At 34.6% G+C, this 14,759-nt stretch carries 6 protein-coding genes and 1 pseudogene; all 7 read left to right on the top strand.

The annotated features are described in order from the left end of the window. Positions 1-11 precede the first annotated feature (11 nt). Positions 12-2,303, top strand: a complete 2,292-nt coding sequence (locus tag AABL87_RS13025; protein ID WP_341277467.1) for a hypothetical protein — start codon at positions 12-14, stop codon at positions 2,301-2,303. A 20-nt stretch (positions 2,304-2,323) separates the two neighbouring features. Beyond that, on the top strand, positions 2,324-4,699 hold the full coding sequence (locus AABL87_RS13020; RefSeq protein WP_341277466.1) for a hypothetical protein: 2,376 nt from the start codon (positions 2,324-2,326) through the stop codon (positions 4,697-4,699). A 67-nt stretch (positions 4,700-4,766) separates the two neighbouring features. Beyond that, the gene (locus AABL87_RS13015; RefSeq protein WP_016648873.1) at positions 4,767-8,969 is read left to right on the top strand and encodes a DUF7507 domain-containing protein; all 4,203 of its coding nucleotides are present in this window, start codon (positions 4,767-4,769) and stop codon (positions 8,967-8,969) included. Between the two features lie 55 nt (positions 8,970-9,024). Then, positions 9,025-10,317 carry a gliding motility-associated C-terminal domain-containing protein gene (locus AABL87_RS13010; protein WP_006265905.1) on the top strand — a complete coding sequence of 431 codons (1,293 nt, stop codon included), beginning with the start codon at positions 9,025-9,027 and terminating at the stop codon, positions 10,315-10,317. 8 nt (positions 10,318-10,325) lie between these two features. Then, positions 10,326-11,258 carry a PorP/SprF family type IX secretion system membrane protein gene (locus AABL87_RS13005; protein ID WP_006261807.1) on the top strand — a complete coding sequence of 311 codons (933 nt, stop codon included), beginning with the start codon at positions 10,326-10,328 and terminating at the stop codon, positions 11,256-11,258. A 25-nt stretch (positions 11,259-11,283) separates the two neighbouring features. Beyond that, positions 11,284-13,254 (top strand): OmpA family protein, encoded by a 1,971-nt coding sequence (locus AABL87_RS13000; protein WP_341277465.1) that lies wholly within the window; start codon positions 11,284-11,286, stop codon positions 13,252-13,254. Positions 13,255-14,252: 998 nt separating this feature from the next. Beyond that, a pseudogene (locus AABL87_RS12995) lies at positions 14,253-14,759 on the top strand (gliding motility-associated C-terminal domain-containing protein); the annotation flags it as partial.

Here is a 14,759-nt window from a genome sequence, read left to right as displayed (position 1 = left end):
TAGAAATCAAAATGAAAAAATTAATATTATCAGCTACAGTAGCTTTCACAGTTTTAACAACTTCAAATATATACGCTCAACAAGGATTCGGAACTAATACACCAGATAGATCATCTGCTGTAGAGATCGTTTCGGGTAAACGTGGTTTATTGATTCCTAGATTGGATATTCCAAATTTAGACCAAGGTACTCCAGTAATTAATCCTGCTAATGCTTTAATGGTATATAATATTGGATCGAAAACACCAGCTGGTTTTTATTACTGGGATGCAAATTTTAAACACGAAGGTGGATCTAAAGGTAGATGGGTACGTTTCGTATCTTCTAACTCAGGTAGTTCAGTAACAGTTTCTGCAGGAGATAATGTGACAGTTACACCAAAACCAGATGTAAACGGACACGATATCGATTATAATGTAAGTGTAAAAGCAGGAACTGCTCCTAATCAAGTGTTAGTGACAAAAGAAGTTACTGTAGAAGGAAAAACTACTTATGTTTCAGAATGGGTTAATCCTGAGGTGTTTTTAAAAGATGTAGTAGCAGGAACTAATGGTGTGAAAACAGAGGTTATTACAGATGATAAAGGAAATACTAAAACAGTTGTAAAACTAGGTGGGGATTTAACAGAGAAAACAATTTTAAATACAGGAGCAGGTAAAGAATTAGCGATAACAGGTCTTGATACATTAACAAAAGGTAATGTAGCTGGACATAATATCGTAGTAATGGGAGCTGACGGTATCTTAAAGAATGTATCAGCTAAAGATTTAGTAGAAGATGCTATAGATAAAGGTGCTATTAATGGAAAAGCATTAACATCTACTGGGAAATCTATTGAAATCAAAGGAGATGCAGCTGCTACAGCTCTTTTAAAAGATGTGAATATCGAAGTTAAAGGAGGTACTACTGCAGGTCAAGTATTAGTTACTAAAGAAGTTAAAGATGGTGAAGGAAAAGTTACTTATGTAACAGAATGGGTTGATGCATCTGCTTTAGGTAATACAGTAAAGTCTGGTCAAGGTATTACAGTTAAAGATGACAACACTGTTAACTTAGGAGGTAAGATTAAAAATGATGGTACTACTCCAGGAGCTATTATTGACTTAACTGATGATAATGGTGATAAAGTTGGTGATATTGCTATTAAAGGATTAGAAGAGCTAGTAGGTAAAGATGCTACTACAGGAAATAAATTAGATTCAGGAAATGATAAACTCGTTATCGCGGATAAAGATGGTGTGTTAAAACAAACATCTGCTAAGAACTTAATTGAAGATGCTATTGAGAAAGGTACAGATGGTACAGATCCATTAAAAGCTAAAACATTAAAAGGAGATGGAATTACAGTAACAGCTACTGGTGCTGTAGACACAACTCTTGAAGTAGCTAACTCTTTATTGAAAGATGTGACTTTAGGTATTGCTGATAATGCGATTACAACTAATAAAATTAAAAACGGTGCAGTAACACAAGATAAGTTATATGCAGGAACTAAAGATGCTGTTGGTAATGGTACTCCAGCTGGGGTAGGAACTATACCAGTGGCAAATACAGATGGAACTGTTACTTACCAACAAATAACAGGAGAGTTGTTAAATGGTAAAGCATTAGAATCTAAATCTATTGTTGTGAAAGGTGGAGCAAAAGCTTTATTAGATGAGACATCAATAGAAATAAAAGGAGGTACTACTGCAGGTCAAGTATTAGTTACTAAAGAAGTTAAAGATGCTGAAGGAACAGTTACAGGAACTACTACTGAATGGGTTGAAGCATCTGCTTTAGGAAATACAGTTACAGCTAGTAATGGTCTAACTAAAGATGGTAACGATATTCAATTAGGTGGTGAAGTAAAAGAACCAACTAAATTAGATTTAACAGGAAATGGTTCATTAGCGATTACAGGTTTAAATGCTCCTACTGATAAAAATACTGTTTTAGAAAATGTAAAAATCGGAACAGATGGTAAGTTATATGCTGTAAACAAATCTGAATCCACAGGAAGTATCACTATCAATAAAGGTGGAGATATTAATATTGGAGGTGATACTAACTATTCTATTAATCAAGAAGAAGTAGTAATCGAAGTGACTTTAGGAAATGATCATACTAATCTTATGCTACCAGCTGTTAACGGTACAGAAGGACAAACAATCAGTATTAAGATTGTAAATATTACAGAAGACCATGCAGGGTATTTAAATATCAAATCTACAGAAGGAGATTTAGCTTACGGAGCTATGCCATTCCAAGGATGGATTATCAAGTCTAATGGAACGAAATGGATCGTTGTTGGACGTAACTAATAAAAAATAGAATACAAAAGATGAAAAAGACATACATAGGATTTGCCGGACTTAGTTTATTACTTTTATTAGGAACTCAAACAGTTCAAGCACAACAAGGATTCGGAACAGATAAACCAAATAAATCAGCAGCAGTAGATATACAATCCTCAAAAAGAGGATTGTTGATACCACGTGTAGAGTTAGTTGAAACAACTAACCAAGCGCCTATTACTAAACCTGAAACATCATTGATGGTATATAACCAAGCAACAGCTAATGATGTTACTCCAGGTTATTACTATTGGGATGGAACTAAATGGGCTCGTTTTGCTAAACAATCTGAAATTACAGAGATTACTTTAGATGGTGATGTAACTGGACCAACTAATGCTACTGTAGTAGGTAAAATACAAGGGGTAGAAGTATCTGATACTAACCCAACTGCTAATCAGGTATTGACTTTGGTAAATGGTGTATGGACACCGACAACTATTACATCAAGCTTAATTTCTGATGCAAAAGGAATTATAGGTACTGGGATTACTGTAGGAGGTACAGATAATGGAGCAGGATCAGTATTAAAAGAGGTAACTCTTTCGATTACACACGGTGAAGCTAATCAAGTGATGGTAACTAATGCTGATGGAACTGGAACTACTTGGGTAGATCAAAAAGATATCGTTAAAGCTAACGAAACAGTTACTACTATTAAAGAAGGAACAAATATTACTGTAACTAAAGCTGCAGATTCTCATGAGTACACTTTAGATGTTCCAACAGCTACTAAAGATGTAGCAGGTGTAATAAAAGCAGGTGAAGGATTAAATGTAGATGGTAGTACTGGTAATTTAACAGTTAACTATGAAACTGCTAAAGAAAAATTAGCAACAGGTAATGTTACTTCTAATTCAATTGTTGTTAATGATGATAAAGGAAGTGTAGGTTCTACATTCAAAGATGTTTCTTTAGAAATAAAAGCGGGTACTAATGGGCAAGTAATGGTTACTAAAGAAGGTAAAGCTACTTGGGTAGCACAATCTGAAATAGTTCCTACAACTACTAATGCTTTAACTAAGAAAGATAATAATGGTACTCTAGATAGTAACACTATTGTTTCTACAGTGAATGGAAAACCTGCTGAAGTTAAAGTAATTGATAATGTTACAAATACAGTTAATGGAACTACAATTGTTACTTCTGTTAATGGTGTAGAGTCAGGTTCAGTAGATTTAAAGGAGGCTATCCAAGCAGGACAAAAAGTTACTACTGTTGTTGATGGAGAAAATACAACAGTAAGTTCATCTGTTAATCCAGCAGGAAGTAATACGACAGAGTATAAAGTAAATGTTTCAAATGACGCTATTCAAGCAGCACAGAAATTAACTACAGTTTCTGAAGGAAATGGAGTGAAAGTAACACCTACTACAGCAACAGGAAGTACTACTACGGATTATAACGTAGCAATTAACACTGACGGAGGAAATGCAGGTGATGTATTAACAGTAGTAAAAGATGGTGATACAAATACTAAAGTAGAGTGGAAAAAACCTGAGGAATATAAGAATATTTATAACTCAGATGGTACTTTAACGAGTAACCGTACTGTTGATTTTGGAAAAAACATGTCTTTAATATTTGAGAAAGGTAGTCAATCTCATGGATTTACTTATGATTCAGATCATACTGGTTTAAATATGTATGGAGATAAAACGTCATCTATAGGTTTAATTTCAAATATTGAGTCTACTAATGGTATTGAATCGAAATTAAAGTTAAATCATGATAATGATTGGTCACATATTAACTCAAGTGCAGATAAGGGATTTAAATTATCTACATATTATTCAAAAAACATCAGTTTTGAAACATATAAAACATACGATGGAAATAGTAGTGCTCTTATTAACCTTGTTATTCATGGAGACGGAGGAGTTCAAGTTAATAATATTAATAAACCTGAATTTGCTGGAGAATCAACTGATAAAGTTGTGGTAGCGGATGCTGATGGTGTGTTAAAAACTGTAGAACGTGCTAAAGTAGCTCCTCAGTTCTTCTATATGCCAGCAGTTATTTTTGATACAAAAGCAAAAGGAACTGGTTTAGTAAGAGATTTATATAAAGAATATGTAGATCAGTTTACAGGAGGAAAAGCAGGAGTAGGAAATGCTAATTATAATATTGCTCATGGTGCTGGTGGATATACGATGCCTTATACAGGAGGAATAGTGGGGAGTGATGGTGCTCCAGCAGATATAGCTGTGTTTGGTAGTGGAGAGCTTCATTACTATGTGACTTATTATGACACAAAAGTATTTGCTAATTTGAGTATAGATAAAGATGGTAAGCTTACTTATGACATCATTGGTAATGCGACACCTGCCTCATATATGAATATCGTTTTTGTAATCAAATAACGAAAAAATAGTTAAGTATCTTTAGCTTAAGATACTTATTAAACTAAATTATAATTACAAATATAATATGATATATAAAATTATAAATAAGACAACAATCAAAGTAGTACTTACTCTAAGCCTAGTCTTAGGGGTAAGTACCACTATGTTGGCAGATGGTTCTAGAAATCTATACCCTAGTGGTGTGAGTGGACATCGTGCTTTTTTATTAGGTAAGGGATATGCTTCACCTGAAGCAATACCTTTTCCAAATGAAGGAGCACATTACGTGTATGCTAAAGAAGGAGAAATCATCACAATGGCATCTTCTGCTCAAGGAACTAATTCTACAGATAGATGGGGGAGATATAATGATGAAAAAGGAGGAATTACTTTGTATAATCCTTTGGGGAGTAGAGTTGTTGATAATAATCAAATAGAAGGACAAATTCCAAATCGCTCTGCTGAATTGGCAGGGCCTAGGTTATCAGCTACTAGTCAAGGTGGATATACTCCTATTTATTATGAAGTTCCAAAAGGAGGAGAGGGAATTTATCGTGTAGAATTTGCTTCTAGAAGTACATCTGCATCTAGTGCTATAGTTAGTGCTAATGGTAATTGGACTCAAGGTAATAATGCAGCTATTGCAGCATGGGATGTGTCAGTGATTAATAAGGGTAAAACTAAGTTTATTGAGGGACGTGTTTATACTACAAATCTGAATTTTACTAATGGGAATGATAATGCTGTAGCGTATCAAAATGTTAATTTTAATGGACGTTTTTTTGTTCGTACCAATGATGGCTTTACGTATAGAGTGACTCATAAGGGGTCTTCTGGTATTGTATGGGCATTTTTTGTGAATAACAATGGTTTCTATGACGCTTATACAAAGAATTCTTTGTATAAAAGTATGGATAATGAAGCTAGTAAGGTTATCAACAATATTCATAATCCTAATACTCCAGATGATGATAGTAATATTACCCATAAGATTTACTATACATTACCTGCAGAAGATATGCCGAATAAGGCAAAAGTTGCTATTAATAGTTCATCTTATGGTTTGACTACTTGGTTAAATCCTACAGTAATAGAACCAGAAGTATCTAATGTGAAGATAGTAGGTGCTGAAGGGACAGTAGGTATTTTTGGACATAAAGGAGGATATATAGAGTTTGACGCTCCTGTAAGTGGACAGCAGTTTACCATAGATATTATAAATAATAGATATGTATTTAAAAGATTAGAAGGAAATACAAAAGAAGGACACAATAAAATTTATTGGGATGGAGTAGGAGCAAATGGACAAAAACTAAAAGGTGTAGTTCCAGTTGATCTAAATGTACAATTACAAGGTGCTGAAGTTCACTTTCCTTTCTTTGATATGGAATACAATAAAGGGGGAATAGCAATTGAATTATTAGATTACCATAATTATAATAATGTACTATCAGATTTAGTATTTTGGGATGATAGCGCTATACCGAATGTAAGAAATGGATCAAATGTAGACCCTAAGGTTAATACACACTTTACTTCTGGAAATAGAGGAATTAGTAGTAATATTAATGGGCATAAATGGGGTGAAGGAGGTTCTGGAGCTAGTAATACATTTGGTGATAAAAAATCAATGGATACTTGGACGTTCAGAGTTGGAAATAAAAAAGAGATTAAGACAGAGGTTGTTATAAAAGAGGCAGACCTTTATACGAATATTACTTATAAAGTAGGTGGTACTGGTAAAGGACATAAAGGAGATACAGTAGATTATGTAGTGACAGCAGGTAATAAAGGACCTTCTGATATTATAGCAGATGCTAGTAAAGGAATTCATGGTGCCCCTTTTACATTTACAGTTCCTCCTGGGGTGGATGTAATCAATCCAAAAGGAGTAAAAGCAACTTTTAAATGTGCAAATGGAAATGCTAAAGAATCAGTAGCACTTACTTATGATCCTCTAACGCGTACATTCCGTTCAGAATTACAAATACCTAATGGATGTACAGTTGAGTATAAAATCACGGGAGTGTTAAACGGTATGACGGGATCAATGATTGCAGAATCAACGATTATGAGACCTGCTGACGTTTCTGATCCAGATGCAACAAATGGAGATCCAAATGTGAAACCAACGAATCCACATTATGAATGTTATAATAATGATTCAGGTAATTTACCTGGAGGTAGTGGATCAATAGGATGTAACAATATCAATGAAGTTGTCTTTATGGCACTTGGTGAGTGTGTAGATAAGATATTGTATTTTGAAGATTTTGATCGTGGATATTGGAATGTAAATTCAGGAAGAACAGATTGGAGTCAACGAGCTTCTATTAGTATAGGAGCGAATGGAGAGATATTGACAGAAGAAGGGAAGGTACTAAGAGACGGACCTAGAGGAGGAGCAACAGCATCTTATCTTTTTGCACCAGGTGTTAACGATCGTCGTTATGCAGGTGCGAATAGAAATCCTCATAGTGAAACTATCTCTGTAGCACGTATCAAAAATGGATATTACTCTGTAAATCCTCCTGGGTATGTACAGATGGGAATCCCTACAACAGATTCTTGGCATGAAGGAATATGGGTAGAGAATGCACCAAGTAATGATCCAACTGAAGCAAATAGTAATTTTGACTGGACTCCAGCTTGGGATAATGCTAAAGCGATAAGAGATATGTCTGGAGCAGTAAATGGTTCAGCATTCTTAGTAAGAGGAGCTGCTTCAGCTGCGCAAAGCATTAAACCGTTTTATGAGTTTGAATTAGCAGAAAAAATAGAGAAAGACAGAGTTTATACTTTAGATATCTATTCTTATGTGACTTACCATGATAAAGATTATATGATCATGGATGTGTTAGATAAAGAGACTGGTCATATCTATGCATCAGTTCCACTGAAGTATGGAGGTGTTGGATTGCCAGAAGGAGCTAAGCCAGAAGGATTTAGTTTAGGATGGGTACCGTTGACAGCTAGTTTTACATTTGCAGAAGCTGCATGTGATGATGTAGTAAGTAAAAATGTGAAGATTGCTATTCGAGGGAGTCAAGATAGAGCTTTAGAAACTGGAAAAGGTTTTGGACATACTCTGATAGATAATATCACATTCTCTAAGCGCATTCAAGATCCAAGTTGTGGAATCCATGTCTCTAATATTACTTGTGCAGATGAGTGTTATCAAGACATCGTAGGTAAAGGTTTTGGATGGTTTCATAGAGCTGGAGCTCAAAAAGAAGGTAGTAATGTGGTTGAGAAGTTTGAACAACCTGCTACAGATGGAGGATTTGTTGTAGATATTTATCGATTAGACAATTCTTTTAATATGGTTATTAATGGAGTACCTCTTTATAAAGAAGAATTAGAGTTTGAAACAGGCCATGCAAATAGAAATGTACGTTTTAAATCTGATGGAAAAAGATTTGGGGAGACAGGAACTAGTGCTGTTTGGAATGTGAATAAAAACCCTAATGATGATGAAAGTGATAATACACATATTGATCAGAATGATCGATTTAATAACCCTTCACCAGTTATTCGTGTTAATATTGATAAATGGGGGAATGTAACATTATGGGGAAAAAGAACTACGAATGCTTCATTAGAAGAATTGGAAGTGTATGATCGATATAATGGAAATGTAGCGGTACCGTTGCAAGTAGTACATTGGATTTCAGAAGGAACAGGTGCAAATATCAATAAAGTAGATGTAACTCAAAATGTAATTGGTCAAACGATGATGTATGGTTTTGGTTATGGTCAACAGCAAAAAGAGTGTGAAACTTGTACTATAGAGAAAGAAGGAGTGTTTACAGATGAGAGTAAAGATGGATATGCACAAGTAGGAGAAACAATCTTATATACTTTCGATGTGAAAAATGCTGGAGATATGGATATAGAGGATATTGAGATTATTGATCCATTGTTTGGATTTACTATTAAGCTAGATGAGCGCACTCATTTACCAATACAAGAGGGAGTGACTTTCTCAGGTGATAAAAATAATAATGGTATTTTAAATAGAAATGAGACTTGGACGTTCACAGTATCTTATAAAGTAACAGAAGCTGATATATTCGAAACGAAAGGAGTTTATAATCAAGCTACTGTAAAAGGAGTTGGTAAATTGCCTAAATCAGAACGTACTGTCGAAGTAAAATCAACAGATCCAACACCATATAAAGAAGGTGACGAAGGATGGGATGCTACTAAAGAATTTCATACTTATGTACCTTTAAAAGGGAATGGATTATTGATAACGAATCCTATGATTTATCAAAAAGTGAGATAATAGAATAATAACTGTGCTAGTTTCACACTAGCACAGTATTTAAAAACTGAAAACTATGCAATCAAAAAAAATATATAAATCAGTTGCCTTATTAGGTTTAGCATTGCCAGCTACAGTAGTAGCACAGCAAGCTAAGAAAGACCAAGTAATGGTAAACCAAGGAAAGATTTCAGTAGCAGAAGGTGGTGTAATGTCTACTATCTATGATTTTGACAATACAAAAGAAGGGTATGTAAAGAATGACGGAACGGTTTATTACTACAGCAACTTTAACAATGACAATATTTACGATCACAGCACGAACGCCAAAGGTTCTAAAGCTGTGTTCACTCCTTTTGAAGAAGCAAAAGGAGCTCAACATATCACAGGAAGCCAACCTTCTAATTTCTTTGACGTAGTACTAGATAACGCTACTAAAGACATGGCCTTCGACCTAAAGAACGAGGCTAACGTAAGAGGTAGTGTAGACTTTAAAGATGGTATCATTAAGGTAGACTCACTAGCAGGGATGCTAACCTTCCACCAAGGAGCGAAAGCACTTAAGCCTACAGATAGAAGCCATGCAGAAGGATATGTAGAGAAGATAGGTAATGAGGAATTCCAATATCCTAAGGGAGATAAAGGACTATACCGTTATGCTAGAATCACTGCTCCAGACCATGTAAAGGATGCGTATGAAGGAAAGTATAACTTAGATGATAAGAACTTCTTTAGAGCGCGTAGTGCTAAGTCAGGAGTGATTAACTTACTAGATGAGCGCGAGTACTGGACAGTAGATAAAGGAAGTGATAATAGCAAAGGAGACATCATGCTGACGTTAAGTTGGGATGAGCGTACTACACCTAAAGAGTTATTAGTAAACCCAGAGAAAGAATTACACATCGTACGCTGGGATGCTAAGCAACAGCTTTGGGTAGACGAAGGAGGAGTAGTAGATCTAGAGAAAAAAGAGATCACTACACCTACAAGTGTTAAGGGGTACGGATTCTTTACATTAGCTACTGTGAATACAGACCTAATCTTAGACGGAGATATCGTTATTTATAACCTTGTTTCTCCTGATGGAGACGGTAAGAATGATTACTTTATCATAGATAATATCAACAGATTCCCTAATAATACAGTAGAGATTTATAACCGTTGGGGAGTTAAGGTATATGATACGAAGAGTTATGACAGTGCAGGTAATGTGTTTAGAGGATACTCTGATGGACGTGTTACTGTAAATAAAGGGGAGAAATTACCTACAGGTACTTATTTCTACATCGTGAGTTATGAGTATAAAGACGCTAGCGGTTCGCGTATGATTAAGAAATCGGGTTACCTACATTTAGAAAGCAATAAGTAAGAGAATACATGAATATTCAACAAAACATAAAGAAAATCGGAATCAGCCTATTCGCCTTAGGCTGCTTTTCTCAAATGCAAGCTCAACAAGATCCACAGTATACACAGTATATGTATAATGCTAATATGATCAACCCAGCTTATGCAGGTAGTAGAGGAACACTGAACGTATTCGGGATGTACAGAACACAGTGGGTAGGACTAGATGGAGCACCTAAGACAGCGAATGTGTCTGTATCTACACCTCTTGGAGAAAGTGGATTAGGACTAGGAGTGAACTTTACCAATGATCGTATAGGAGCGATGGATGAGAATAATATCTCTGTAGACTTAGCTTATGCTATTGACTTAAACGCTGATTATAAATTAGCATTCGGGTTAAAAGCGACTGCTAACCTATTAAGTGTTGATTATACAAAGCTTAATATCCACAACCCTACAGATCCTGTAAGCCAAGAGAATCTAAATAACAAGTTTAACCCTAATATTGGAGCAGGGGTTTATTTATACTCTGATAAAGCTTATGTAGGATTATCGGTTCCGAACTTTTTGACTACAGATCGCTACGATGATAATGATATCACGACGATGCGCCAGAAGATGCACTTCTACTTAATGGGAGGGTATGTATTCGATGTGAGTGAGAACTTATTATTTAAGCCAGCCGCTTTAGTTAAGGCAGTAAGTGGTGCACCATTACAAGTAGACTTGACAGCTAACTTCTTGATGTATGACAAGTTTACATTAGGAGCTGCTTATCGTTGGGATGCTTCGGTTAGTGCATTGGCAGGGTTCCAGGTAAATGATAATTTATTTGTTGGATATTCTTATGACTTTGAGACTACTGCACTTAAACGTTATAACTCAGGTTCACACGAGATTTTCATGAGATTCGAATTATTTAACCGTCGTAGTACAATTAATGCTCCTCGTTTCTTCTAATAAGAGAGGACTTAAGAAAACAAGTATGAAAAAACAGCTATTGAGAATAAGCTTATTGACGATGTTGCTTTTCGTAGGTATGAGTACCTATGGACAGAAGGTAGCAGAGAAGAAAGCGGATAAAGAATATCAAACCCAAGCTTACGTAGATGCGATTAAGATCTATGAACGCATCGCTAGCAAAGGGTATACTAATGCTGATATGCTGAAGAAGTTAGCGGATGCATATTACTTTAATGGAAAGTTAATAGAAGCAAATCAGTGGTATACTGAATTGTTCGAAGGTCAATACGAAGATAAAGGTAAAGAAGTGTTACCATCAGAATATTATTATCGTTACGCACAGACGCTAAAAGCTGTAGAGAACTATGATAAGTCAAAACTGATGATGGAAGAGTTCTCTAAATTAGAGGCAAACGATTCTAGAGCACAGCTTTTTGAATCTAGTAAAGACCGTTATCTAAAAGAGATAGAGAATAACTCTGATCGATACGAACTAAAGAATATAAGTGTGAACACTGCCTATTCAGATTATGGAGCAGCTTTATTAGGAAATCAATTGATTTATACTTCTGCTCGTAATACAGAACATCAGTCAGGAAAGAGATTACACGAATGGACGAACGAGAGTTTTACAAGTTTATACAGTAGTGTGATTAATGCAGACGGTACTTTTGAAGAGCCAGTGAAGTTCGCACCTGAGTTAGACACTAAAGTAAATGAAGCAACAGCTGTATTTACTTCTGATGGGAAGACGATGTATTTTACACGTAATAATACAAGTGTAAAAGGGAAGAGAAGATTAAATAAAGAGCATTCGACTTTATTAAAAATATATAAAGCGACTTTATCAGAAGAAGGTAAATGGGAGAATGTAGAAGAGTTGCCGTTTAACTCGGATAACCATAATACAGCTCACCCAGCTTTAACACCAGATGACAAATGGTTATATTTCTCTTCAGATAGAGAAGGAACTTTAGGACAATCTGATATCTTTAGAGTAGCATTATACCCTACAGGAGAATATGGTAAAGTAGAGAATATAGGGAATAAAGTAAACACAGCAGGTAGAGAAACTTTCCCATTTATATCTAAAGATCACTTCTTGTTCTTTAGTTCAGATGGGCATCCAGGACTTGGTGGTTTAGATGTCTTTGTGACGAAGATTAATGTAGATGGAAGTGTAGGTCAAGTGACGAATATGGGAACACCTATTAATAGTAGCACAGATGATTTTGCATTCTATATTGATAGTAAGACACGCAAAGGATTCGTTAGTTCTAATAGAGTGAATGGTGTAGGAGGAGATGATATTTACTTCTTTATGCAGAAAGTATGTCACCAGAGCCTAGAAGGTATTGTGTTTGATAAAGATACTCAAGAGGTATTAGCCAATGCTAAAGTAACTGTGTATGATAACTCATATAAAGTGATCGGAGAACTAATCACTGATGATAAGGGATATTATAGAATAGATGAACTAGAGTGTAGAGGGAAGTATCGCTTAAAAGCAGCAGCTGAGAAGTATAATACAGAAGAAGTAATCGTACAATTAGATGCTGTAGCTGGAGGAGTTAAAAAACAAGATATTCCTTTAGAGAAAACAGAGAAACCTATTACTAAAGATGATGATCTATTTAAGAAATTAAAACTGAATCCAATCTATTTTGATTTTGATAAATCAAATATTCGTAGAGATGCATCTATTGAATTAATGAAAGTGGTAGAAGTATTAAAAGAATACCCTACTATGAAGATAGATGTTCGTTCTCATACAGATAGTAGAGGAAACGATGATTATAACTTAAGATTGTCTGATCGCAGAGCGAAGTCTACAGTACAGTGGATTATCAGCCAAGGTATCGAGGCAAGCCGAGTGACAGGACAAGGATATGGTGAGACACAATTACAGAATAAGTGTAGTAATGGAGTACCATGTACAGTAGAAGAACATCAGTTAAATAGACGTAGTGAATTTATTGTTACAGAATTGTAATATAATGACTTAAGTTTACGTTTATACTATATTATAATTGTTCTTAAAAACAACAAAACAATTTTTTTTTTCGACCGATCCTGCTGTAGGATTTAAAACTAACAGCATTAGCCACTAAAAGCTCCCGTAAGGGAGCTTTTTTTATTTGTAGTATTTGGTATTGATTGCTATTATAGTTTTCATTTTAGATATTGTTATTTGTAGTATTAAAGATTAATTAGGATGTATTAGAACATAAGTAGTATGGTTGCTTTCTATTATGAGATTTTGATAATGTAATTGATCATATTACATTTAATAGGATATTTATAGGTTGTTTATGGGGTAGTGGTCGCATGCTTTTGTACCTTTTTTATGCGAGCAGTATCCCATAACTATGCGACCACTATGTGATCAGTCTAATTAGGGTTGTCTCGTCCTACTATAGCTGTACAGTTTTTTTAGGACGGATTACCCCTTCATTTTTTAACCTGATGTCTTATTAGGGAGTTTATTATTGGTAGCTTATTTGGTGTGAAAGACATAAAAAGATAAAGTATTCCATTAGTTAGAAACTTATGTGCTGTTTCCTTAGGGGGGCATCTATATTTTGTTAGTCTTAGGTTTATGGATTTATACTGAGTAATGTTTTTTAGATTTTTAAGTGATTGATTGTTTGAATATTAATATACTAAACTGTATATAATGCCTTTTTTAGCTTTTTTATTTGGTTCAAGAGTTTAAAAAACAATGTTTTTCAAATATTTAAAATGTATTAAACGAGGGTTTTATGTAATTATAGAGGGTTTTCAGACTTAAGATGAGTATTGTTTTGATTTAAAATCATTAGAAGTAGAATTTTTTTGTTAATAATTGTTTAATAGATAGTGTGTTAAAAAATGTTTTTTAATTGATTATTAAATGTTAATTTTATTTTTAATTTTGTTATTTGTTATAATGTTTGCTTTTGGTATGTGTATATCTGTGAATTTTATATAAATAAGTGTAAAAAAAATGATATGAAAAAAGGGAATACATTGAAATTAATACCTGTGCTTATAACTTCTTGTGTGCTACATGCACAAGAGAAAGTAGAGCTTTATAATACAGGAGAAATGTTTGTATCTGCTAATGAAGTCTTGTTTGTAAGTGGAGAGTTTGTTAATAGTGCTCAAGGAAATTTTGTAAATTCTGGAGATATCTATTTTTTAGATGATTTTAGTAATACAGGTGCTTTTGTTTTTTCACGTTCAGTTAAGGCTAGTCAGGTATTCTTTGAACAATTGAGTGAAGCTAAAGCAAAACAAAAAATATCAGGAGGAGCAAATTCCACTTTGTTTGAAGATGTAATCTTTAATAGTAATGGAATTGATTTAGAGAATGAAATAAGTATTGCTGGTAAAGCTTATTTTGAGCGCGGTCATGTAGTTGTAAATACTCCATTATCAGGAAGTATTACCTTTTTAGAAAGCTCAAGTGTAGAGGGTGTAGGAGATGAAAGTCACGTAGTTGGTATGGCCGATCTA

Origin of the sequence: Myroides sp. C4067 (assembly GCF_038039665.1) — a bacterium.
In the GTDB taxonomy this organism is placed as follows: Bacteria; Bacteroidota; Bacteroidia; order Flavobacteriales; family Flavobacteriaceae; genus Flavobacterium; species Flavobacterium odoratimimum.
This window is presented reverse-complemented; position numbering and strand designations above follow the sequence as displayed.

Bases quoted from the DNA above. Each gene is read 5' to 3' on its own strand.
- AABL87_RS13015 (WP_016648873.1), top strand. From the start codon at position 4,767: ATGATATATAAAATTATAAATAAGACAACAATCAAAGTAGTACTTACT.
- AABL87_RS13020 (WP_341277466.1), top strand. From the start codon at position 2,324: ATGAAAAAGACATACATAGGATTTGCCGGACTTAGTTTATTACTTTTA.
- AABL87_RS13000 (WP_341277465.1), top strand. From the start codon at position 11,284: ATGAAAAAACAGCTATTGAGAATAAGCTTATTGACGATGTTGCTTTTC.
- AABL87_RS13010 (WP_006265905.1), top strand. From the start codon at position 9,025: ATGCAATCAAAAAAAATATATAAATCAGTTGCCTTATTAGGTTTAGCA.
- AABL87_RS13005 (WP_006261807.1), top strand. From the start codon at position 10,326: ATGAATATTCAACAAAACATAAAGAAAATCGGAATCAGCCTATTCGCC.
- AABL87_RS13025 (WP_341277467.1), top strand. From the start codon at position 12: ATGAAAAAATTAATATTATCAGCTACAGTAGCTTTCACAGTTTTAACA.